Source organism: Rhizobium sp. UGM030330-04 (genome assembly GCF_003208455.1).
Lineage (GTDB): Bacteria > Pseudomonadota > Alphaproteobacteria > Rhizobiales > Rhizobiaceae > Agrobacterium > Agrobacterium rhizogenes_A.
Genome location: NZ_QKML01000006.1, coordinates 212,386 through 234,150, shown reverse-complemented (window position 1 = coordinate 234,150; position 21,765 = coordinate 212,386). Strand labels below are relative to the sequence as shown.

Sequence of the window (21,765 nt, the reverse complement as noted above, 5' to 3'; positions counted from 1 at the left end):
GGAACAAAATAAAATGCCGCAACCTCCCCCAAGAGGACGAGGCGGCAGAGCGGAGACCGACATTGCCCAAAAAATTGAGTGACTTCAAATATATGAGCTTCGATGTGGTGGGAACCCTCATCGATTTCGAAGGGGGTCTGAAATCGACCCTGACGCAGATCGGTGCTGAGAATGGCGTCGAAGTCGATGGAGAAAAGGCGCTCGGCCTTTACCGCGCGGCCCGTTATTCAGACGCGACCGATCTGTTTCCGGACGATCTCGTCCGCGTGTACCTCATCATCGCTCCGCAACTTGGCTTGCCGGCAGAACGCGCTCTTGGCGAACGCCTGCGCGACGCCGCCAAGAACTGGAAGGGTTTCGAAGACAGCCGTGCCGCCATGGCGCAGCTTGCAAAGACACACCGCCTCATCGCCATGACCAATGCGCAGCGCTGGGCCTTCGAACATTTCTCGAAAGAACTCGGCAATCCCTTCCACGTTGCTTTCACGGCGGATGATACCGGCACCGAAAAGCCGGACCCGGCCTTTTTCGAGAAGGTCTTTGCGTTTGTTGCAAGCGAGGGCGCCTCGAAGGACGACATCCTGCATGTCGCGCAAAGCCAGTACCACGATATCGGCATTTCCCGGAAGCTGGGCATGACCAATTGCTGGATTGAGCGCCGCCACGACCAGAAGGGATATGGCGGCACGATCGAGCCGGAAAACTTTACCGAGCCGGATTATCACTTCACCTCGATGGCCGGCCTTGCCGAAGCCGCGAGGCAGGCGGGTGGCTGAACCACCCTCCACCAGAGGCGTGGCGCGAACTGGGACGCGGACCGCCGGAATTTTCTGCAGACACATTTCAACAAATCATACAAAAGGGGAAGACCATGAGTGACAGGATTACAAACTGGACCCGCTCCGACGATGCCGCCGTTGAACAGGCGATCCGTCGCGGCGCGACGCGGCGTGAGCTGCTTCACATGATGCTGGCCGGCGGCGTCGCCCTGTCCGCCGGTTCGGCCATTCTTGGCCGCGCCTCACAGGCGCTCGCGGCCACTCCGGTTTCCGGGGGCACGCTGAAGGCGGCCGGCTGGTCCTCATCCACAGCCGATACGCTCGATCCCGCAAAAGCCTCGCTTTCCACGGATTATGTCCGTTGCTGCGCGCTTTATAATCGGCTGAGCTTCCTCGATGCTTCCGGCACGCCGCAGATGGAGCTGGCCGAATCCATCGACTCCAAGGATGCCAAGACCTGGACGGTAAAACTGCGTTCCGGCGTCACCTTCCACGACGGCAAGGCGCTGACGGCCGATGACGTGGTCTATTCGCTGAAACGCCATCTCGATCCGGCTGTCGGCTCCAAGGTCGCCAAGATCGCCGCCCAGATGACCGGCTTCAAGGCGCTCGACAAGAGCACGGTCGAGATCACGCTTGCCAGCGCCAATGCCGACCTGCCGACGATCCTTGCCATGCACCACTTCATGATCGTCGCCGACGGCGCGACCGACTTCTCCAAGGGCAACGGCACCGGCGCCTTCAAGCTTGAAACATTCGAGCCGGGTGTGCGCTCGATCATGTCCAAGAACAGCAATTACTGGAAATCCGGCGGCCCGCACGTCGACAGCTTCGAGTTCTTCGCGATCTCGGACGACAATGCACGCGTCAATGCGCTTCTCTCCGGCGACATCCAGCTCGCGGCCGCCATCAATCCGCGCGCGCTTCGCCTGCTCGACAAGCAGGAGGGTGTCGTCCTGTCGAAGGGAACTTCCGGCAACTACACCAATCTCAACATGCGCCTCGATCAGGCTCCGGGCAACAAGGCCGATTTCATTGCCGGCATGAAGTCGATCGTCAACCGTGAGCAGATCGTCAAGGCGGCCTTGCGCGGTCTTGGTGAAGTCGGCAACGACCAGCCGGTTCCGCCCATGAGCCCCTATCATAATCCGGACCTGAAGCCGAAGGCCTTCGATCCCGAGAAGGCCAAGTTCCACTTCGAGAAAGCCGGCCTCCTCGGCCAGTCCATCCCGGTCATCACCTCGGATGCGGCAAATTCGGCCATCGACATGGCGATGATCATCCAGGCCTCCGCTGCCGAAATCGGCCTCAAGCTGGATGTGCAGCGTGTTCCTGCCGACGGTTACTGGAGCAATTACTGGCTGAAAGCGCCCATCCATTTCGGCAACATCAACCCGCGCCCGACACCGGACATCCTGTTCTCGCTGCTTTATGCGTCCGACGCCCCCTGGAACGAGAGCCAGTACAAGTCGGAGAAATTCGACAAGCTGATGCTCGAGGCGCGCGGCCTGCTCGATATGGAGAAGCGCAAGCAGATCTACTTCGAGATGCAGACGATGATCGCCGACGAAGCCGGCACCATCATTCCCGCCTATCTTACCAACGTGGACGCCATCAGTTCCAAGCTGAAGGGGCTGGAAGCCAATCCGCTCGGCGGCATGATGGGTTATGCCTTTGCGGAATACGTCTGGCTCGAAGCCTGATAGACCATGGAGCCGGGCGCAAAAGCAGCGCCCGGCCAAGTTTTCCGCCGATGCGGAAAGCCTCCACAAACAGGCAGGTCGCAGGAGCATGTGAATGAACAGCCGGATATTGTCCCTTGTCGCACGGCGGCTGGTCGTCATGCTGACGACGCTGCTGATCGTGTCATTTATCGTCTTTTCCGCCACCAGCCTGCTGCCCGGCGATACGGCGACGATCCTTCTCGGTCAGGCGGCAACGCCGGAGGCCGTAGCCGGCCTGCGCACCGCCATGCATCTCGACGATCCCGCCCTGCTGCGCTTCGTTCGCTGGCTTTTCGGCCTGCTGCACGGCGAACTCGGCACCTCCTATGCCAACAACATGGCGATTGCCGATCTCATCGGCCCGCGCTTCGTCAACTCCATGAAGCTGGCCGGCATCACCACGCTCATCGCCGTGCCACTGGCGCTCACACTCGGCATCAGCTCCGCCATGCTGCGTGGAACGCTTTATGACCGCATCGTTACGGTGCTCACCATCGGCGTCATTTCCGTGCCGGAATTCATGATCGCCACGCTCGCCGTCCTGCTTTTCGCAGTTTATCTGAAATGGCTGCCGGCGCTGTCGCTGGTCAGCGAAGTTCACACGCTGTTCGATGTGCTGCGCGTTTACGCCATGCCGGTCATAACGCTAACCTTCGTCGTCTCGGCCCAGATGATCCGCATGAGCCGCGCCGCCGTGATCGAGACGCTGGATACGCCCTATGTCGAAATGGCGCTTCTGAAGGGCGCGCCGCGTATGCGCATCGTGCTGCGTCACGCGCTTCCCAATGCGCTCGGCCCCATCGTCAATGCGGTGGCGCTGTCGCTTTCGTACCTTGTCGGTGGCGTCATCATCGTCGAGACGATCTTCAACTATCCCGGTATCGCCAAGCTGATGGTCGATGGCGTCGCCACCCGCGATCTGCCGCTGATCCAGACCTGCGCGATGATCTTCTGCGTCGGTTATCTCCTGCTCATCACGACGGCTGACATCATCGCCATCATGTCCAATCCGAGGCTGCGCTGATGGCCGATCATATCAAGACATATCAGGGGACCTCGCGTTTGGGTTACAAGATCAACGCAGTCGGCGTTTTCGGCTTTCTCGTCATCTTCCTCTGGGCCATGGTTGCGATCTTCGCGCCCTATCTCATTCCCCATCCGGTAGGTGAAATCGTCGATCTCGATTATTTCGGGCCGATGACGTCAGATCTCTGGCTCGGTTCCGATTATCTCGGCCGCGACGTATTCTCCCGTATCCTCATGGGTGCGCGTTTCACGGTCGGCATTTCGCTGGCGGCCGTCACCATCGCCTGCACCTGCGGCGTCGTGCTTGGCATGTGCGCCGCCGTCATCGGCGGCTGGTTCGATGCGGCACTCAGCCGTTTCCTCGATGCGGTGAACTCCATCCCAAGCAAGCTGTTCGGCCTCGTGGTCGTGGCGGCCGTCGGCTCGTCCATTCCGGTGCTCATCGTCACGCTGTCGGTCATCTATACGCCCGGCGCCTATCGTTTCGCCCGGGCGCTGGCCGTCAATGTCAACACCATGGATTTTGTCACCGTCGCACGGGTGCGCGGCGAAAGCCTGCTTTATCTCATCAGTTCCGAAATCCTGCCCAACATCATCCGGCCCGTACTTGCCGATCTCGGCGTGCGTTTCGTCTTCATCGTGCTGCTTCTGTCCGGCCTGTCCTTCCTCGGTCTCGGCCTGCAGCCGCCAAACGCCGACTGGGGCGCGCTGGTGCGTGAAAACATCGGCGGCCTGCCCTTTGCCGCACCGGCGGTCATCTTCCCGTCGCTGGCGATTGCCAGCCTGACAATCAGCGTCAACCTGCTGATCGACAATCTGCCGCAGAAAATCCGCGACAGGAGCGAATAATGAGCAATCTCGTTGAAATCCGTGGACTGAAGGTCGAAGCCACCACCGATTCCGGCCGCCGCATCGATATCATCAAGGGTATCGACATCGATATCGCCGAGGGCGAGATCGTCGCGCTGATCGGCGAAAGCGGTTCCGGCAAGACTACCATCGCGCTGACCCTGATGGGGTATGCACGGCCGGGATGCCGCATTTCCGGCGGCAGCGTCACGGTGGCAGGCCGGGACATGGTGCAGCTTTCCGAAGCCGAGCGCGCCAGGGTGCGCGGCACGAAAATATCCTATGTGCCGCAGAGTGCGGCCGCCGCATTCAACCCGGCGCAGAAAATCATCGATCAGGTCATCGAAGTCACCCGCATACACCACCTTATGCCGCCTCAGGAGGCGCGTAAAAAAGCGGTTGAGCTTTTCAAGGCATTGTCACTGCCCAATCCGGAAACCATCGGCGAGCGTTACCCGCATCAGGTGTCCGGCGGCCAGCTGCAGCGCCTCTCGGCCGCCATGGCGCTGATCGGCAACCCTCAACTGGTGATTTTCGACGAACCGACGACCGCACTTGATGTGACGACCCAGATCGAGGTTCTGCGTGCCTTCAAATCGGCGATGCGCAAGGGCGGCATTGGCGGCGTCTATGTTTCGCACGACCTTGCCGTCGTCGCCCAGATCGCCGACCGGATTGTGGTGCTGAAAGGCGGCGAGGTTCAGGAAACCGGCACGACCAAGGATATTCTGGAGAACGCCCAACACCCCTATACCCGCGAATTGTTGACCGCCTTTAACGACAAGGTGCGTGTCGTGACACCGCTCAAACAAAGTGAGGCGACACCGCTCCTCGATATCGACCAGCTGATCGCCGGTTATGGCACGAAAGGCGATGACCGCATGCCGCTGGTGCGTGCGGTGGATTCCGTCAGCCTTGCCGTCTATCCCGGCCGCAATCTCGGCATCATCGGCGAATCCGGCTGCGGAAAATCCACACTGGCGCGGGCCATTGCCGGCATCCTGCCGGCCGCAAGTGGTCACGTCGTCTTCGAGGGCCATGAACTCAACGCCGATGCCCGGCGTCGGACCAGCGACCAGCTGCGCCGCATGCAGATCGTTTTCCAGTATGCCGATACCGCGCTCAACCCGTCGAAAGCCATCGAGGATATTCTCGGCCGGCCACTGACTTTCTACCACGGCATGAAGGGCAAGGTCCGGGATGCGCGGATCGATGAGCTGCTCGATATGGTGAAGTTGCCACGCTCGGTCCGCCACCGCCATCCTTCCGGCCTTTCCGGCGGACAGAAACAGCGCATCAACTTTGCCCGTGCGCTCGCGGCCGAACCGTCGCTCATCATCTGCGATGAAATCACCTCGGCGCTCGATACCGTGGTCGCGGCCGCGATCATCGACCTGCTTGGCGAGTTGCAGCGGGAGCTGAACCTCTCCTACATCTTCATCAGCCATGATCTTTCGGTGGTTGAGACAATCTGCGACGAAATCGTCGTGATGTATGGCGGCCAGAAAGTGGAGCATCTGGAAACCGAAGCAATCAAATCACCTACCCATCCCTATTCGAAGCTGCTCTTTTCCTCAGTGCCGAAACTCGATCCGACATGGCTTGATAATCTTCAGCAGGATGCGGAACTGGTGCGGGCGTTTTCCAAGCGGTGAGAGGTGGAAAATAGTAAGGCGTTGCAAAAACCTGGGTGAGTGCCAAAGAGGATTGAGAAGCTGTCCTCCGTCATGCCGGACTTGATCCGGCATCCAGCCACGGCGCGTCTGCGCCGTGAGAAGAGTCTTTCGCGATCAAGGACTTGATCGCGCTGGACCCCGGATCAAGTCCGGGGTGACGGAGTGTAAGTGCAACACCCTGTCAAACCCATCGCTTCTGCGGACGTCTGATGCACTCCCTCTCACCTCAAAGCGGAAACAGGCTGGTCAGCGGCATATGCGATTTGGTGATCGGCGATTTCAGCACCACGAAGCTGAAATATTTGTCGATGCCGACATCCATATCCGTCAATCGCTCCATGATCGACTGATATTCAACGATGCCCGAGGTGACGAATTTCAGCAGGTAGTCGTAGCCGCCGGAAACGAGGTGGCATTCCACCACCTGATCGATCTTTTCGACGACGCCGAGAAAGCGGGCGAAATCGATCTGGCGGTGGTTCTTGAGGGTGATTTCTGTGAAGACCGTCAGTGTCTGGCCAAGCTTGTTGATGTTGATCTGCGCCGAATAGCCTTCGATATAACCTTCCGACTGAAGCTTTTTCACCCGCATCAGGCAGGGGCTGGGCGACAGATTGACGAGTTCCGCCAATTCGACATTGGTGATGCGACCGTTTTTCTGCAGTTCATAGAGGATCTTGATATCGATCCGGTCAAGTTTCATCACGTGCGGAACCCCTTTTTTGTTTTTTCAGGCACGCGGCATAAAATTCTGGCGCGGCAGGCAAAATCTTAGCACATGGATGCCCCATGTCGACGCGGCGTTGTTTTTTTCATTCAGCATAAAGAGTTGCAGAGATGCCGCCGAACAGCAGGATATTCCAGCAGAAGGCCCAGTCTGGCAGCGTTTACACGTCAGCCAAGGTAAATTAGGACCAATATAAGGAGTCCGACCATGCCCGCCCCGCTGCAACAGATCACGACATCGCCGGAACTGCCGAAAGCCGCGGACGCCGTCATTATCGGCGGCGGCATCGTCGGCGTTTTCGCCGCCTATTACCTCGCCCGGCACGGCCTGAAAGTGGCACTGGTGGAAAAGGGCCTTGTTGGCGCGGAGCAATCCAGCCGCAACTGGGGCTGGTGCCGGCAGCAGAACCGCGATGCGCGTGAATTGCCGATTTCGACCCAGAGCCTTGCATTGTGGGAGCAATTTGCCAGTGAAAGTGGCGAAGACACCGGCTTTCGCCGCTGCGGATTGTTTTACCTGAGCGACAACGAGGCGGAACTTGCCGGCTGGGCGCGCTGGCGCGACTTTGCCCTCACCGCCGGTGTGACGACCCATATGCTGAGCGCCGATGAGGCAAGTGAGCGCGGCCGCGCCACCGGCAAACGCTGGAACGGCGGCGTCTTCTCACCCACTGACGGCACGGCCGATCCTTCCATGGCGGCACCCGCCGTGGCGCGCGCCATCATCAAACTCGGCGGCACGGTGCATCAGAATTGCGCCGCGCGCGGGCTTGAGACCGAGGGTGGCCGGGTCAGCGCCGTCGTCACCGAAAAAGGCACGATCCGCACCAAAACCGCCATCATGTCCGGTGGAGCCTGGGCGTCCTCCTTCTGCCGCCAGCTGGGCATTCGTTTCCCGCAGGCCTCCGTCCGCTCCTCCATCCTTTCGGTTACGCCAGGTGCGGAAGGCCTGCCGGATGCGCTGCACACCGCCGCCGTCTCCGCAACGAAACGGTACGATGGCGGTTACACGCTCGCCATCAGCGGGCTGGGACGCATTGACCCGACAGCGCAGCAGATGCGTTTTGCCCGCGAATTTATTCCGATGTTCCTCAAGCGCTGGCGCAGCCTCCGGCCGGGTGGGCTGGAAGGCATTCGCGGCGGCCACGAGACGCTGAAACGCTGGCGGCTGGATGCACCGACACCGATGGAACGGGTTCGCATTCTCGATCCGAAACCCAATGCCGCCGCCATTCGCGAGACCCACAAAAGGGCGCTGGAACTTCTGCCCGCTCTCAGCAAAACGCGGATTTCCGCCGCCTGGGCCGGTTTCATCGACAGCACGCCGGATGGCGTTCCGGCCATTGGCGAAACCAGCGAATTGCCCGGCTTTATCCTCGCGGCCGGCTTCAGCGGTCATGGCTTCGGCATCGGACCGGGGGCTGGCCATCTGATCGCCGATATCGTCACGGGTTCGAACCCGCTCGTCGATGCCGCGCCCTATCACCCCAGCCGTTTCCTTGATTCGTCATGGGGCAAGGTCGCGGATTTCTGACGCCACGACAACACGACAATATCCGCAGGCGAACCCACGGATATTGTCGTCCGCCGCATTCGTTCGAGCAATCAGCTTTTCGGCAGGCCGGGCGGGTTGGTGCGCGATTCCGGCAGCGCCTCTTCCGCAAGCTGCCAGCGATCGAGAATTTTTGCGTAAGCACCGCTCTTGATCAGATCGTTGGTGGCAAGCGTCAGCGCGTCGGCCAGTCCCGAACCCTTTCGGGTGGTGATGGCGACATCCGAGCGCTCCGGCCAGCCAGCGGAGAGCGTTCCCACCCGCTTGATGGTATTATCGCGCGCGGCGATGAAAACCAGCTGCGCATGCGGCTGGACAATCACATCCGCCCGGCCCGCCGAAAGGGCGACGAGCCGGGTGGCTTCGTCATCGTAATATTGCAGCTCAATCGGTTTCAAACCGGCGGCGACATTCTCGTCGCTCCATTTCAGCAGAATACGCTCCTGATTGGTACCGGCGCCGACAATGATCCTCAGACCAGCCGCATCCTTCGGCTCGCGGATGGAAGTTATGCCGCTGTCGGATTTGACGAAAAAGCCGTGCAGACCCTGCCGATAGGTGGAGAAGTCAAACTTCTCCTTGCGCTGTTCGGTCACGCCGACATTGGAGATGACAGCATCATATTTGCCCGAGGCAAGGCCGAGCGGCCAGTCGGCCCAGGCCACGGCCACCAGTTCCAGCTCCAGCCCGAGGCTGTCGGCCACAGCGAGCGCGTAATCGGGGTCTGCGCCCACCACGGTCTTCGCATCCGTCGCATAGGTGGCCAATGGCGGCCCGCCGGGAGAGACGGCGACGGTGAATTTGCCCGGCGTGGCGAACTTGAAATCCTTTGGCACGGCGGCAATGGCGGCGGGGTCTTTTTCGACCCTGATACGACCGGGCTGATCCGGCGACAGATCGAAAACATCCGTTGCCAAAGCCGAGCCTAAACCGGCGACAGAGAGAAAGGCACCGAGCGTGGCCGTGGCGAGACGAGAGGTGAAGGTCATTGTGGTTTCCCGATAGGATGATTGCGGGACGGAGGTGGCGCGGGCGGGAGGATGCCCGCACCACCGGCTGAGTGATGTCCCACCTTCAACTCAGCTTTTGGCTACTCAACTTTCACGCTCAGCTCTTGGGCAGGCCGGGCGGATTGGTGCGGGATTCGGTGATAGCTTCGGAACCGAGATTCCAGCGGGCGAGAACCTTGCCGTAATTGCCGTTCTTGATCTGGGCGTTCAGCGCAGCGGTGATGGCCTCGGCTATGCCTGCGTCCTTTTTCGAAGCGACGGCAATCTCGGCCGCTTCCGGCCAGCCGCCGGAGAAGGTGCCGACAAGCTTCGTCTTCTTCTGGCTTGCCGCCTGAAAGGCCGAGGTCGCGTTGGGGCCGAGATAGGCATCCGCGCGGCCGGATTGCAGGGCGACGTCAAGCACGGCCTGATCGTCGTAATATTGCACCTCGGTATCGGCCAGCCCCTTGGCCTTGTTGTCCTTGATCCATTTCAGCAGGATCTGCTCCTGATTGGTGGCGGCCCCGACGATGACCTTCAACCCGGCGACATCCTCCGGCTTGCCGATTGATGTGACCTTGCTGTTATTGCCGACGTAAAAGCCGAGCAGATCGTTGCGATAGCTGGAAAAATCGAACTTTTCCTTGCGGGCTTCCGTCACCGTGATGTTGGAGGCGACGGCGTCATATTTGCCGGAAGCAAGACCGAGCGGCCAGTCGGCCCAGGCGATGGGCACAAGCTGCAGCTCAAGGCCGAGGCTGTCGGCGACCAGCTGGGCGATGTCCGGCTCCACGCCGATCGGCGTTTTCGTGTCGCTCGCATAGTCCACCAGCGGCAGGCGGAAGGGAACGGTCGCGACCGTCAGCTTTCCGTCGGCGATGAATTTGTGACCGGCGGGCAGAAGCTTGATTGCCTCTTCCACCTTTTCGGCGCGCACCCGCCCCTTCTGCTCGGGCGACAGATCAACCTCCTGCGCATGCGCGACCGGGATGAGCGCGGCGGTGGCGGTGAAAAGACCGCCGGCGAGCAGGGACAATAATTTCGATGAAAATGCCATGTGAGTGTTTCCTTTGTTGTTGATTAGAGAACTTTTGCGAGAAATTCGGCCGTGCGCGGGTGATCCGGCTTGTTGAACACCTTCTCCGGCGTGCCCGTTTCGAGAATGCGGCCCTGTTCCATGAAGACGACCCTGTCGGAGACTTCGCGGGCAAAGCCGATTTCGTGGGTGACGATGATGAGGGTGACGCCGGAGCGGGACAGCTCCTTGATGACGTCGAGCACCTCATTGACCAGCTCCGGGTCGAGCGCGGATGTCGGCTCATCGAAGAGCAGCACCTTCGGCCGCAGCGCTAAGGCCCGGGCAATCGCCACGCGCTGCTGCTGCCCGCCGGAAAGCTGGCGCGGATAAGCCCCTGCCTTTTCGGCAAGACCGACACGGGCCAGAAGATCGCGCGCCTCGGCTTCCGCCTGTTCTTTCGATATGCCGCGAACCACGACCGGCGCTTCGGCGATGTTTTCAAGCGCCGTCAGATGCGGGAACAGGTTGAAGCTCTGAAACACCATACCCACTTCGACGCGGCGTTTCAGAATGTCCTTTTCCTTCAGCTCATAAAGCGTGTCGCCTTTCTGACGATATCCGACCAGTTCACCGTCGATGGCGATGAAGCCGTCGTCGACACGCTCCAGATGGTTGATGGAGCGCAGCAAGGTCGACTTGCCGGAACCGGACTGGCCGAGAATGGTGGTGACGCTGCCTGCCGGAATGGAGAGCGTGACATCGTCCAGCACCTTCAGTGTTCCGAAGGACTTGGAAACGCCGTGGATATTGACCGAGCCGCCACGATTGCCGAGCTGGAAACTTCCTGTCCTGGCGGCAGCCGGTCGTTCAGATCTTTCAATGGCGGGCGCTGGCGTCTCCACCGCTTCCGGCAAAGGCTTGCGCGGCAGGAAGGTGCGGTAGAGCGTGGCAAACAGCGAGGGCGGCGGATTGCGTAGCGCGCCGCGCGAGAAGTGCCGTTCGATATGGTGCTGAACGATGGAAAGCGCGGTCAGGATCACCAGATACCAGACAGTGGCGACCATCAGCAGTGGGATCACTTCCAGATTGCGGCGATAGATGATCTGGATCGTATAGAACAGTTCCGGCAGCGCGAGGATATAGACCTGCGACGTGCCCTTTGCGAGCAGAATGATCTCGTTGAAACCATTGGGCAAAATGGTTCGCATCGCCTGCGGCAGCACGATCCGCGAAAATTGTCGGCGGCGCGGCAGGCCGAGGGAAGCGGCCGCTTCAAGCTGGCCCTGTTCCACCGAGAGGATACCGCCACGCACGATTTCCGATGAGAAAGCCGCGGCATGCAATGTCAGCCCCAGAACCGCTGCGGCAAAGGGTGTCATCAGCTGCGTCGTGTTCCAGCTGAAGAAATTGATGCCGGTATAGGGCACACCGATCGTCACGGTCTCGTAGAGATATCCGAGATTGTTGAGGATCAGCAAAAGCACGATCAGCGGAATGGAACGGAATATCCAGATATAGGTCCAGGAGATCGCGACAAGCAGGGGCGAACCCGAAACACGGGCGAGCGCCAGAACCGTGCCGAGCACGAAACCCAGAAAAGCCCCGAGCACGGTCAGCAGCAATGTCCGGCCGAGCCCCACAAGCACCGGCTCTGCAAAGAACCATTCCGCAAACACGTTCCAGCCCCAGCGGGGGTTGCCGAAGACGGAGTGCAGGATGGCGGCAATGATGAGAACCGCAAGCACGGTGCCCGCCGTGCGCAGCGGATAACGGGCGGGGACGACGCGAAAATGCGCGTAGCCGTGCCTGGCCGGCTCATCCTTCTGTTCGCTCACCGCAACATGCGGAAAATCGGAGGCTATTGTCATCGGAGAAAGCCTTTCAGGGATGAACGGGAGAGAGTTGCGGCCGGGCGGCCTGTATTGGCGCACCGTCCGGGATGGAGGTGGCCGTGTCGGAAAGAAATTTTTCGAAGGGCAAGGACCGGATCGTCTCGGGATCGGCCGCGGTATCGAACAAAGCGCGATAACCATTGGTGAGATAAAGGCCGACCGCTTCCGGCTGGCGGAAGCCGGTGGTCAGATAAACGCGGGCATAACCCTGCCGGATCGCCTGCTGCTCCAGTTCCCGGAGCACGATTTTCGCAAGCCCTTGCCGGCGATGAGCGGAATGGGTCCAGACCCGCTTGAATTCCGCCGTTTCGTCGTCGTAGCGCATGAAGGCGCCGCCGGCGATCGCTTTGCCGTCACGCAGCAGCAGCAGGAAATTGCCCAATGGCGGGCTGAAGGCTTCCGGCGGATATTTGTTCAGCTCCGCCTTGGCCCCTTCCGCATTGAAGAACGTGCCGTAACGGCTGTCATATTCGAACAGCAACTCCTCAAGAAGCGGGGTTGCGAGCGGATCCTTGACCGATGTGTAGAAAAAACTGTCGCTCATGTCCTTGTCCTAATTTTTGCGTCAGGAGAGATAGGCTTCCGCCAGCCGCACCCAGAAGCGTGCTGCCGGCGCGATGATCGCGTCGTTGAAATCGTAGTGGGGGCTGTGCAGCGGCGCGCTGTCGCCATTGCCGACGAAGAGATAAGAGCCGGGCCGCTCCTGCAGCATGAAGGCGAAATCCTCGCTCGCCGTGCGCGGCTGGAACGCTTCGGCGATCTGCCCGGCGGCGAAATGCCGTTTGGCGACATCACGAGCGAACGCCGTCTGAGGGACGTGATTGATGACCGGCGGGAAACCACGGGAATAGACAACCTCGGCCTTGGCACCGAAGCTCTCTGCCTGCGCTTTCGCCAGCGCCGGAAGTCGCTCCTCCAGCCTGTCACGCACGGCAGGCGAAAAAGCCCGGGCGGTGATCTGAAGCTCGACGCTCTCGGGAATGACGTTGGAGGCGGTTCCGCCATGGATGGAACCGACCGTCAGCACCGCCATATCGCGCGGATCGACGTTGCGGGAGACGATGCTCTGCAAGGCGGTGACGAAACTGGCTGAGGCGAGAACCGGATCGACCGTCTCATGCGGCGCGGCGCCATGCCCGCCCTTGCCGACAATCCGCACCTTCGCCTTGTCGACGGAGGCCATGGCGGGGCCTTCGACGAAGCCGAAATGTCCGGTGTCGACACCCGGCCAATTATGCAGGCCGAAGACGGCATCGACGGGAAACCGCTCGAACAGATGGTCTTTTATCATTGCCCTCGCACCCGCGCCGATCTCCTCGGCCGGCTGGAAGATCAGCGTCAGCGTGCCGGAAAAATTCGATGTTTCCGCAAGATAGCGGGCGGCGGCGAGCAGGATCGTCGTATGACCATCATGACCGCAGGCATGCATGGCACCCTGCGTCTGGCTGGCATAGGCAAGGCCGGTTTCCTCGATAATCGGCAGGGCGTCGATATCGGCGCGGATTCCGAGACGTTTTTCACCATGACCGCGTCTCAATGTCGCGACGACGCCGTGGCCGCCGACACCTTCCGTCACCTCATATCCGAATGACAGCAGATAACGGGCAATGAGCGCCGACGTGCGTTTTTCCTTGAGCGAAAGCTCGGGATGCCGGTGGAGATCATGCCGGATGGCGATGCTCTCGTCGATGAAGGCAAGGATTCCCCGTTCGGCGTCGTCCTGCGGACGCGCGCCGTCAATGCGGATATTCATGGTTCTGTCTCCTGCACGGCCTTTACACGCCGCGTCTTGAAATATGCGCCGGGCAGCAATCAACGCCGCCCGGCCGCAAGCTCAGGCGATGGCCTTGTCCGCGCTGCTGTCGCCGCTGGAATAGACACTTTGCCGGAAAGGCAGGCCGAGATGGTCGCGCAACGTCGCCCCTTCCAGATGCGGATCGAAATAACCGCGCCGTTGCAGCACCGGGATGACGAGACGGATGAAATCGTCCAGTCCCTCGGCAATCACCGGAAAGCCCAGAATGAAGCCATCGGCCGCATCGTGCTCCACCCAGCGGATGATTTCGTCAGCCACCTTGTCCGGGGTGCCGATGAAACCTTCACGCGGGGTCGCGGCCTCAAGCGCCGCCTCGCGCAGCGTCTGGTTCTTTTCCTTGGCGCGGCGCTTGATGCGGTCGGTCGTGGAGCGGAAACTGTTCTTGCCGATCTCGCCGAGTTCGGGGAAAGGCTCATCCAGCGGATAGGCGCTGAAATCATGATGATCGAAGAAACGGCCGAGATAGGCGAGCGCATCCTCTGTCGTAATGAGGTTGCGGATGACGTTATATTTCGCCTCCGCTTCCTCCTGCGTCTCGCCGACAATCGGGCCGATGCCGGGGAAAATCTTCACATCGGCAGCGGAGCGGCCCTGTGCGACGGCGCTCTGTTTCACACGCTTGAGGAAGGTCTGGTTTTCCTCCAGCGAAGCGGAATTGGTGAAGACGGCATCGGCATGTTTGCCCGCAAGGCCGATACCGGCATCCGAGGAGCCGGCCTGGAATACGACCGGCTGCCCCTGTGGCGAACGCTGGATATTGAGCGGGCCTTCCACCTGGAAGAAACGGCCCTTATGGCCGAGCGTATGGAGTTTGACCCGGTCGAAGAACTGTCCCGTCTCGCGGTTGCGCAGGAAAGCGTCATCGTCCCAGCTGTCCCACAGGCCCTTGATGACTTCGAGATATTCGTCGGCAATCTCGTAACGCAGCGCATGTTCGGGATGGTTGCGGCTGTAATTCTTCGCCGTGCCTTCAAGCGGCGTCGTGACCGCATTCCATCCGGCGCGACCGCCGCTCAGCAGATCGAGCGAGGCGAACTGGCGGGCAATGGTGAAGGGATCGCTATAGGAAGTCGAAACCGTACCGGCGAGACCGATCTTCGAGGTCACGGAAGCGAGCGCCGACAGGATCGTCAGCGGCTCGAACCGGTTGAGGAAATGCGGGATCGACTTGTCATTGATATAGAGCCCGTCCGCCACGAAAGCGAAGGCGATGCCCGCCGCTTCCGCCTTCAACGCGGTCTTCCTGAAGAAGTCGAAATTGACGCTGGCATCGACCGGGCTTTTGGGGTGCCGCCAGGCGTTCATATGCCCGCCGGGCCCCTGAAGCATGATGCCGAAACGGATTTTCTTTCTCGTCATGTCATTTCCTCCTGAGGACAAAATCACGCCGCCCGGGAAAGGCGATGCGTGGCCAAGAGTTCAACCGAGGCAAGCCGCTGATCGGCCCCCACATGCGGCGGTTCGATGATGAATTCCTCAATGCCGTGCTCTTCGGAAAGAGCGCGCAACGCCCGGTGAATATCCTCCGGTGCACCATGCAGCACGTTGGGCTTGCGCTCCTCGATGCGATAATCGCTATCGCCGGACTGGCGGGCAAATTCTTCCGCCTGCTCGCGGCGACCGAGATTGAAAGCCCTGCCATCGCTGAGGAACACCCGGTAGATGCGCTGGCCCTCGACCTGCCTTGCGGCATGGTCGGGATTACTGGCGGCAAAGGCCGACAAGGCGAGGATCGGGGCATTTCCGCCGCTTTCTGCATGGAAAGCCGACAGGCTGCGGCGAAGAACGTCCGGATCGCCATTGAGATGACCGGCAAAGACGAAACTCCATCCTTTTGAAGCCGCAAGCCTTGCACTTTCCGGGCTGGCGCCGAGCAGGAATCTCTCTGCCGCGACCGGCGGCGCAGGCGTTGCCTGCAATCCGGCCTGCGCATGATCCAACGGCGCGGCCCCCGATAAAAATGTGGTGAGTTCCCCGAAGGCCGTCTCGAAATCCGGCTTGCGGGCAGGATCATAGGCCTGCTGCAAGGCGGACGTCGCCAATGGCAGGCCACCCGGCGTCTTGCCGATGCCGAGATCGACCCGGCCGGGCGCCAGCGAAGAGAGGACATTGAAAACCTCGGCGACCTTGTAGGGGCTGTAATGCTGCAGCATGACACCACCCGAACCGACGCGGATACGGGATGTCTTCGCCAGTATCCACGCCACAAGCGCCTCGGGCGCGGAGCCGGCAAGCTCCGGCGAATTGTGATGTTCGGCCACCCAGAACCGACGATAACCCAGATCTTCGGCACGCCTGGCGAGATTGATCGTGTCGCGGAATGCGCCGGCCGCATCCTCACCCGCCGAAACGGGGCTCTTGTCCAGCAAACTGAGAGTATACATCATCACCTCGCACGTCTTTTGATGCATACTTTGTCTACCGATTTTATATTCTAATAAAGAACGTTCGTTCCACGTTGCGATGCGATCAGAGAAAATATTGTTTTCCGCCAGGCTTTGAGAAATCAACTCCGGCAAGATCATCCGTCACGCCGAAACATGGGTATGAGAATGACGGGCAATAAGCCGTTTTCAGCGGCACATGCCTGCGAAACGGGCTTGCGCCGGAATTCGCTAAAAACTACTTAGTAAGTTAGGAATAATATGGCCCGGCGTCGCGGAATGTGCCGGCCCTTTTTGCGGATCAGGCGATGTTGACCAAAAAAGGCAAATACGGATTAAAGGCTCTGGTCGATCTGGCGCAGCTGCCCCAAGGGGAGACTGCCTTCGTGACCGAGATTGCCACACGCAACAATATTCCGAAAAAGTTCCTCGACACCATCCTTCTCGAACTGCGCAACAGCGGTATCCTGCGCTCCAAGAAGGGACCAAATGGCGGTTATTCACTCTCGAAAACACCATCCGAAATCATGATCGGCCAGGTCATCCGCACACTGGACGGCCCCCTGGCGCCCATCCGCTGCGCAAGCCGCACCGCCTTTGAAGCCTGTGACGACTGTGACGATCCCGAGACCTGTCAGGTCAGGGTTTCGATGACGGACGTGCGCGACGCCATCGCAACAATCCTGGACAACATGACGCTCGCACAATTCGTCGCCGGGGACGGGCAGAAAGCGCGCTCCATTCCCGCTGGCAAATAGCCACCGCTATTGCCGGCGCAGATCATCTCCCAGGGATGCAAGCAGCCCGGATTCCCCCGCGCCATCGATTAGGCCAAGACGCGCCATCAGGATTTCAAGCGTGATCGCGCTGTTCCTGACCGACCGAAACGTCACGTTCTCCGAACCCACCTGCGCCGCATCGATATGCGCGGCAAGGCCGGAGATTTGTGCCTTCAGCAGTTCGATGGCGAGAAAAACCTCGCCAATGGCTGGCTGTGCCGCGCCTTCGTCCGCCAATCTGTCGATCAGCAGCACCGAAAGTTCACGCTGTTTTTCACCCAGGGCCACCGCCGCTTTCAGCAAGGTGGCAACGGAAGCGGCAAGATTTCCTGCGCCCTGCGCAAGAAAGGTGACCTGATCGGCCCGCAGCAGGCCATCCCATGATGTATCCGGCCGGTTGCGCAGCACCACGAGCAGGGCTTTTCCCGCTGCATTGACGGCTGGAACGACGATCCAGTCGGCATCGGTCGTGACCGAACGCGCGACATCATCGGGAAGCCGCAAGGCATAATCATCGTCGATCATCGGAACCGGCTGCTCCACACCCGCGTGGGAAGACACAAGCGCAAAGGTCTCGCCAAGATCAAGGCGGGCAAAAAGGGCCGCGCGCTGCTCTTCGCTGCCGGCATTACGGATGAATTCAAGCGCGGTGAAATGTTCGATCAGATCACGCGCTGCCCCCGCACTGGCCACGGCAATAATCGAAAGCGCCTGTGCGAGAATGTCATTGGTGATATCCGCCCCACCCAATTCATTCGGAACAGAGAGGGCGAGAAGGCCCGAACGGGCGATCCGCGCATGGACCTGTCCGGCATTTTCAAAGGGACATTGTTCGGCAATCGCCCGGGCCACGGTCAGCACATCGCCATCCGCGCCGAGACGTGGAGGAACGAAACGAATTCTTTCGCCGAGCGGCGTGACAGATCCCATGCTCAACTCCCTAAAAGAATAACCCGTTGAAAGCGCCGCAGCGGCCGGCGCTCAGTCCAGCGAATGATAACGCCCGTTCTGATAGACCAGCGAATGACCGGAGCCGATGCGGATCGCCTCCACCTTGCCGATGACGATGACGTGGCTGTGTCGCTCGATCGCCTCCTCGATAGTGCAGTCGATCGCCGCAACGGCATCTTCGAGAATGGGAGCGCCGCTCGCCAGCCGGGTCCACTCCGCGCCGCGATAACGATCCGCACCCTTCAGGCCGCCGATGCCGGCAAACTGGTTGGCGATGAACTGGTGGTTCGCGCCGATGATGTTGACAGCGAGGTGACCGAAACGCTGCACCACCGGCCATGTGGACGACGACCGGTTGAGCGCCACCAGAATTCTCGGCGGATCGACCGACAGGGCGGTGGCCGAGGTCACGGTCGCACCGGTGCGTGCCTCGCCTTCTCCGGCGGTGATGACGCTGACGCCACCGCCGAGCGTTCTCAGCGCCGCCTTGAGGCTGTCGGCATCCGCAGCCCTGCCCGAGACCGGATCGCGAAGATTGATGAATTGTTGATCCTTGGCCGCATATTGCAGTGTCATCGATCGCTCCTGAAAACAGCTGAATTGTTCAATAGCTAGCAGCGGCAGCAGGGGATTAAATAGACATCGTTTTCCATAATATTTATATTCTATGGAAATAATGTTCTATCTGACAAACCCCCGAATATTCAGCCCGGCCGACACGAGGCCCGGCGGTAAAAAGGGTAGCCAATTCCGCCACATATATAAGAAATTTCGTTCCAATTTTTCCGGGGCGGGGAGAGTTTATCTCCCCGCAATGGCACGCGGACCGGGACGGCCCATCCCCTCAGAAGACTGGATAAAGACCGAGCATGGCGAAGTTCATTTCGCAGATCTCTTCCCGCTCAAGTTCAAGATCGCTTTTCTCCTGCCTGATACGCCCGGAGTGATCCAGCGGATGAAGAGTGCCCTGTTCATCTCCCCGCGGCCGGCGCCGGGTCAGACCGAACAGATCGAAAGTAAACGCATGAAGTCCCTGCGGCATGTGCGCCTCCTTTGCTCAACATCCCCTATCCTCCGGCGGCAATCCAAAATCGTCAATATTTTCCATAAAATTACTATTCTATAATTGGCGAGCAGCCCGCAAATGCGGACTAAGGTTGCCAAGGCGAGGAAAATTCCATTTCGGACAGCGGAATTGGCCGTATTTCAGCATAGGGGTATCACGGCCAGGAAAGCCTGCGTTTGATAATGAGGCCCGCAAAGGCGCCAAGACCACAAAAAAGAAAAAATACCCAGCCCGACACCGCGCCCGCATGAATGCCCGACAGCAGCACGCCGATGGTGCAGCCAAGCGCGGTCATGCCACCCCAGCCCATCAACACACCGCCGGCAAAACGGCTTGCCAACCCGCCGGCAGACGGCCAGGATGGCTGGAATTTTCCCGCCGAAAGCGCGGCTGCGAAGCTTGCAAAGATCAGCCCCAGCACGAAGACGCCGTTAGGCGACAGGATCGTGGTTTTTACCGCACTGATGCAGCCGCGCACCGTATCGAGGCCCGCAAGCGTTTCCGGCACCCATGCCGCGGATGCACCGGCCGTTCTGACGACGCTGCCGAGTTCGGCGGTCACCCCAAGCGGCGCAACGCGGAAATAGGAAAAGGCGCTGATGGCTGCAACCAGAACCCCGGTGACGACCGGCGGCCAGCGTTCGACAAAAACGCTTCGCAGGGCCTGTTGCAGCCGGTTTTCCGGTACGCCCGATGGAACAGACGCTGACTTATCGAAAAAAAGGACAATGAAGATCAGCCCGGCCAAAACAAAACCGGCAAGCAGCAGCGCCAAGCCATATCCCAGATGGTGCGGCAGCCAGATCGACGGGTCGTTGAATACGCTGAGCGTATAAAGAAAATTCCAGCTGAGGAACGCCAGCAGAAAACCGAGCGCCGCACCGGCAATGGCAAGAACGGAGCCAAAGGCTCCCTCCCCCAACCGGTAAAAATGCCCCGACAGGCAGGAGCCGGAAAGTGCGGCGCCTACACCGAAAACCGTCGACGCCAACGCCAGGACCCAGCCGACCGGGCCGATATGCGCGTTGGGCGGCAGACGACCGGGCTGCGGAACCGGCATCCACGCGATGGTGATGATCTGATAAAACACCACGCCCGCAAGAAGTGCGACGAGAATTGCAAGAACGCCATCCGAGCGCCTGTCGTCGATGAAATCCCGAAAATTGCAGAGGAAGCAGAACCGTCCGCGCTGCATCACGATGCCGAAAGCGATACCGGCCAACAGTGAAAATGCAAGCTGCCTGCCGTTCTCAAGCGTCCCCAGTTGGTGAGCAGCAACAGTCAGCGTGCATAAAATGGCGAAGGCCGCGAAGCGGCGAAAGGTAAGATGCATGAAATACCGGATATGGCAGGAGAAAACGCCGGTGCGCCGCACTGACGCACCGGCTTCAAAAAGGAAGGCTGCGGCTTATTTGCCCGTCCAGACCGTACCGGTCGGGTTGCTGATGGGAACGCCGACCGCATTGCCATATTCGGTCCAGGAACCGTCATAGTTGCGGACGTCGTAACCGAGTATCTTCTTCAAGGCGAACCAGGTGTGGCTGGAGCGCTCGCCGATACGGCAATAGGTGATGACCGGGGCGGAGCCGTCGATGCCCTTTTCCGCATAGATCGCCTTGATCTCATCTGCAGATTTGAAGGTTCCGTCCTTGTTGACGATCGTGCCCCACGGCACGTTGACAGCGCCGGGAATATGACCAGCCCGCACTGACAATTCCTTGACGCCATCGGGGGCGAAAATCTTGCCGGAATATTCATCCGCCGAGCGAATATCGACCAGCTTGATATTGTGTTTGCCTTCGGCCACGGCGACCACATCAACAAACCGCGCCCGCACCGAGGTGTCCGGTTCGCCAAGTTTCAGTTTCGTTTCGGCCGTTGCGGGTGCCGATGTGTCGAAAGGCAGGCCCTGCGCTTCCCAGAGCTTACGGCCACCATCCAGCAGCTTCACCCGGTCGCCAAGGCCATAGGTTTCAAAAATCCACGCGCCCCAGGCGGCGAACCAGTTATTGTTGTCGCCATAAAGAACGATCGTCGTATCGTCACCGACACCGGCCTTTTGCAGCAGGGACTGGAAATTTTCCCGCGCGGCAATGTCGCGCCGTTCCTTGTCGACAAGGTCCGTATGCCAGTTGAGGTTCACCGCGCCGGGAATATGCCCGCGCTCGTAGACGCCCGTATCGACGCTGACTTCGAAAACCCGAACCTTCGGATTGTCGAGATTTTCCTTCAGCCAATCGGCCGTCACCAGCGCGTCCGATGCGCCGGCAGCAGACAGCGATACCGTCGACAACAACAATCCGCCGAGAGCCGACGCTACAGACTTGATCCTGGACATTCCCTTACCCCTTCCTGATTTGATGACCATTGAAAGGTCGCAACAAAATCGTCCGGAGCGAAGAAACGGTTTTTCATATTTTCTGTAGAAAATAAATGCAGTCACTCAAAACAATCAAAAGGTGAGATTCGAAATTTTCTTCGGATAAAACCGCCATAAAACTCTCAAAAGTTGTATACCGCTGAAAGCAGGACTGAACT

20 protein-coding genes are annotated in these 21,765 nt (G+C 59.9%); 7 read left to right on the top strand and 13 right to left on the bottom strand.

Going from position 1 to position 21,765, the window contains the following annotated elements; all coding sequences use genetic code 11:
* Window positions 1-62: 62 nt before the first annotated feature.
* From N434_RS11670 to N434_RS11650, 5 genes are all read left to right on the top strand, one after another.
* On the top strand, window positions 63-776 hold the full coding sequence (locus N434_RS11670) for an HAD-IA family hydrolase (protein WP_181423951.1): 714 nt from the start codon (window positions 63-65) through the stop codon (window positions 774-776).
* A 95-nt stretch (window positions 777-871) separates the two neighbouring features.
* Window positions 872-2,482 (top strand): ABC transporter substrate-binding protein, encoded by a 1,611-nt coding sequence (locus N434_RS11665; protein ID WP_110757872.1) that lies wholly within the window; start codon window positions 872-874, stop codon window positions 2,480-2,482.
* 94 nt (window positions 2,483-2,576) lie between these two features.
* Entirely contained in the window at window positions 2,577-3,527 is a 951-nt protein-coding gene (locus N434_RS11660; protein ID WP_065117497.1) for an ABC transporter permease, read from the top strand.
* Entirely contained in the window at window positions 3,527-4,378 is an 852-nt protein-coding gene (locus N434_RS11655; RefSeq protein WP_065117496.1) for an ABC transporter permease, read from the top strand. Before N434_RS11660 ends, N434_RS11655 begins: the two co-directional genes overlap by 1 nt.
* Window positions 4,378-6,033 (top strand): ABC transporter ATP-binding protein, encoded by a 1,656-nt coding sequence (locus N434_RS11650; RefSeq protein ID WP_110757870.1) that lies wholly within the window; start codon window positions 4,378-4,380, stop codon window positions 6,031-6,033. Before N434_RS11655 ends, N434_RS11650 begins: the two co-directional genes overlap by 1 nt.
* A 247-nt stretch (window positions 6,034-6,280) precedes the next feature.
* Here N434_RS11650 and N434_RS11645 read toward each other — a convergent pair whose 3' ends face one another.
* Window positions 6,281-6,757: an Lrp/AsnC family transcriptional regulator gene (locus N434_RS11645; RefSeq protein WP_046801438.1), complete on the bottom strand. Its 477-nt coding sequence runs from the start codon at window positions 6,755-6,757 to the stop codon at window positions 6,281-6,283.
* A gap of 231 nt (window positions 6,758-6,988) precedes the next feature.
* Here N434_RS11645 and N434_RS11640 point away from each other — a divergent pair, with 231 nt between their 5' ends.
* Window positions 6,989-8,314, top strand: a complete 1,326-nt coding sequence (locus N434_RS11640; RefSeq protein ID WP_110757869.1) for an NAD(P)/FAD-dependent oxidoreductase — start codon at window positions 6,989-6,991, stop codon at window positions 8,312-8,314.
* A gap of 71 nt (window positions 8,315-8,385) precedes the next feature.
* Here the strand turns inward: N434_RS11640 and N434_RS11635 are convergent, their stop codons facing one another.
* The 7 genes from N434_RS11635 to N434_RS11605 form a co-directional block, all read right to left on the bottom strand.
* Window positions 8,386-9,321 (bottom strand): ABC transporter substrate-binding protein, encoded by a 936-nt coding sequence (locus tag N434_RS11635; protein ID WP_110757867.1) that lies wholly within the window; start codon window positions 9,319-9,321, stop codon window positions 8,386-8,388.
* Window positions 9,322-9,439: 118 nt separating this feature from the next.
* The gene (locus tag N434_RS11630) at window positions 9,440-10,378 is read right to left on the bottom strand and encodes an ABC transporter substrate-binding protein (RefSeq protein WP_110757866.1); all 939 of its coding nucleotides are present in this window, start codon (window positions 10,376-10,378) and stop codon (window positions 9,440-9,442) included.
* Window positions 10,379-10,401: 23 nt separating this feature from the next.
* The gene (locus N434_RS11625; RefSeq protein ID WP_110757864.1) at window positions 10,402-12,207 is read right to left on the bottom strand and encodes an amino acid ABC transporter permease/ATP-binding protein; all 1,806 of its coding nucleotides are present in this window, start codon (window positions 12,205-12,207) and stop codon (window positions 10,402-10,404) included.
* A gap of 13 nt (window positions 12,208-12,220) precedes the next feature.
* A complete protein-coding gene (locus N434_RS11620) occupies window positions 12,221-12,775 on the bottom strand; it encodes a GNAT family N-acetyltransferase (RefSeq protein WP_110757862.1) in 555 nt (184 codons plus the stop codon).
* 21 nt (window positions 12,776-12,796) lie between these two features.
* On the bottom strand, window positions 12,797-13,984 hold the full coding sequence (locus tag N434_RS11615) for a M20 aminoacylase family protein (RefSeq protein WP_110757861.1): 1,188 nt from the start codon (window positions 13,982-13,984) through the stop codon (window positions 12,797-12,799).
* Between the two features lie 81 nt (window positions 13,985-14,065).
* Complete coding sequence (locus N434_RS11610; RefSeq protein WP_110757859.1) at window positions 14,066-15,406, bottom strand: LLM class flavin-dependent oxidoreductase; 1,341 nt, start codon at window positions 15,404-15,406, stop codon at window positions 14,066-14,068.
* A gap of 23 nt (window positions 15,407-15,429) precedes the next feature.
* The gene (locus tag N434_RS11605; RefSeq protein ID WP_181423950.1) at window positions 15,430-16,434 is read right to left on the bottom strand and encodes an LLM class flavin-dependent oxidoreductase; all 1,005 of its coding nucleotides are present in this window, start codon (window positions 16,432-16,434) and stop codon (window positions 15,430-15,432) included.
* A 305-nt stretch (window positions 16,435-16,739) separates the two neighbouring features.
* Between N434_RS11605 and N434_RS11600 the strand changes: the two genes are divergently transcribed.
* Window positions 16,740-17,189: an RrF2 family transcriptional regulator gene (locus N434_RS11600; protein WP_065117696.1), complete on the top strand. Its 450-nt coding sequence runs from the start codon at window positions 16,740-16,742 to the stop codon at window positions 17,187-17,189.
* 6 nt (window positions 17,190-17,195) lie between these two features.
* Here the strand turns inward: N434_RS11600 and N434_RS11595 are convergent, their stop codons facing one another.
* The 5 genes from N434_RS11595 to N434_RS11575 form a co-directional block, all read right to left on the bottom strand.
* Complete coding sequence (locus N434_RS11595; protein WP_110757857.1) at window positions 17,196-18,140, bottom strand: acyl-CoA dehydrogenase family protein; 945 nt, start codon at window positions 18,138-18,140, stop codon at window positions 17,196-17,198.
* Between the two features lie 51 nt (window positions 18,141-18,191).
* Window positions 18,192-18,737 carry a flavin reductase family protein gene (locus N434_RS11590; RefSeq protein ID WP_065117486.1) on the bottom strand — a complete coding sequence of 182 codons (546 nt, stop codon included), beginning with the start codon at window positions 18,735-18,737 and terminating at the stop codon, window positions 18,192-18,194.
* A gap of 268 nt (window positions 18,738-19,005) precedes the next feature.
* The gene (locus N434_RS11585) at window positions 19,006-19,203 is read right to left on the bottom strand and encodes a hypothetical protein (protein WP_065117485.1); all 198 of its coding nucleotides are present in this window, start codon (window positions 19,201-19,203) and stop codon (window positions 19,006-19,008) included.
* Between the two features lie 178 nt (window positions 19,204-19,381).
* Entirely contained in the window at window positions 19,382-20,560 is a 1,179-nt protein-coding gene (locus N434_RS11580) for a YeeE/YedE family protein (protein ID WP_110758013.1), read from the bottom strand.
* Between the two features lie 75 nt (window positions 20,561-20,635).
* Window positions 20,636-21,565 carry a sulfurtransferase gene (locus N434_RS11575; RefSeq protein WP_110757855.1) on the bottom strand — a complete coding sequence of 310 codons (930 nt, stop codon included), beginning with the start codon at window positions 21,563-21,565 and terminating at the stop codon, window positions 20,636-20,638.
* Between the last annotated feature and the right edge of the window lie 200 nt (window positions 21,566-21,765).

What these genes read in the sequence shown, in the direction of transcription:
- N434_RS11665 (WP_110757872.1), top strand. Translation starts at nt 872, where the DNA reads ATGAGTGACAGGATTACAAACTGGACCCGCTCCGACGATGCCGCCGTT.
- N434_RS11660 (WP_065117497.1), top strand. Translation starts at nt 2,577, where the DNA reads ATGAACAGCCGGATATTGTCCCTTGTCGCACGGCGGCTGGTCGTCATG.
- N434_RS11655 (WP_065117496.1), top strand. Translation starts at nt 3,527, where the DNA reads ATGGCCGATCATATCAAGACATATCAGGGGACCTCGCGTTTGGGTTAC.
- N434_RS11650 (WP_110757870.1), top strand. Translation starts at nt 4,378, where the DNA reads ATGAGCAATCTCGTTGAAATCCGTGGACTGAAGGTCGAAGCCACCACC.
- N434_RS11645 (WP_046801438.1), bottom strand. Translation starts at nt 6,757, where the DNA reads ATGAAACTTGACCGGATCGATATCAAGATCCTCTATGAACTGCAGAAA.
- N434_RS11640 (WP_110757869.1), top strand. Translation starts at nt 6,989, where the DNA reads ATGCCCGCCCCGCTGCAACAGATCACGACATCGCCGGAACTGCCGAAA.
- N434_RS11635 (WP_110757867.1), bottom strand. Translation starts at nt 9,321, where the DNA reads ATGACCTTCACCTCTCGTCTCGCCACGGCCACGCTCGGTGCCTTTCTC.
- N434_RS11630 (WP_110757866.1), bottom strand. Translation starts at nt 10,378, where the DNA reads ATGGCATTTTCATCGAAATTATTGTCCCTGCTCGCCGGCGGTCTTTTC.
- N434_RS11625 (WP_110757864.1), bottom strand. Translation starts at nt 12,207, where the DNA reads ATGACAATAGCCTCCGATTTTCCGCATGTTGCGGTGAGCGAACAGAAG.
- N434_RS11620 (WP_110757862.1), bottom strand. Translation starts at nt 12,775, where the DNA reads ATGAGCGACAGTTTTTTCTACACATCGGTCAAGGATCCGCTCGCAACC.
- N434_RS11615 (WP_110757861.1), bottom strand. Translation starts at nt 13,984, where the DNA reads ATGAATATCCGCATTGACGGCGCGCGTCCGCAGGACGACGCCGAACGG.
- N434_RS11610 (WP_110757859.1), bottom strand. Translation starts at nt 15,406, where the DNA reads ATGACGAGAAAGAAAATCCGTTTCGGCATCATGCTTCAGGGGCCCGGC.
- N434_RS11605 (WP_181423950.1), bottom strand. Translation starts at nt 16,434, where the DNA reads ATGATGTATACTCTCAGTTTGCTGGACAAGAGCCCCGTTTCGGCGGGT.
- N434_RS11600 (WP_065117696.1), top strand. Translation starts at nt 16,740, where the DNA reads ATGTTGACCAAAAAAGGCAAATACGGATTAAAGGCTCTGGTCGATCTG.
- N434_RS11595 (WP_110757857.1), bottom strand. Translation starts at nt 18,140, where the DNA reads ATGGGATCTGTCACGCCGCTCGGCGAAAGAATTCGTTTCGTTCCTCCA.
- N434_RS11590 (WP_065117486.1), bottom strand. Translation starts at nt 18,737, where the DNA reads ATGACACTGCAATATGCGGCCAAGGATCAACAATTCATCAATCTTCGC.
- N434_RS11585 (WP_065117485.1), bottom strand. Translation starts at nt 19,203, where the DNA reads ATGCCGCAGGGACTTCATGCGTTTACTTTCGATCTGTTCGGTCTGACC.
- N434_RS11580 (WP_110758013.1), bottom strand. Translation starts at nt 20,560, where the DNA reads ATGCATCTTACCTTTCGCCGCTTCGCGGCCTTCGCCATTTTATGCACG.
- N434_RS11575 (WP_110757855.1), bottom strand. Translation starts at nt 21,565, where the DNA reads ATGTCCAGGATCAAGTCTGTAGCGTCGGCTCTCGGCGGATTGTTGTTG.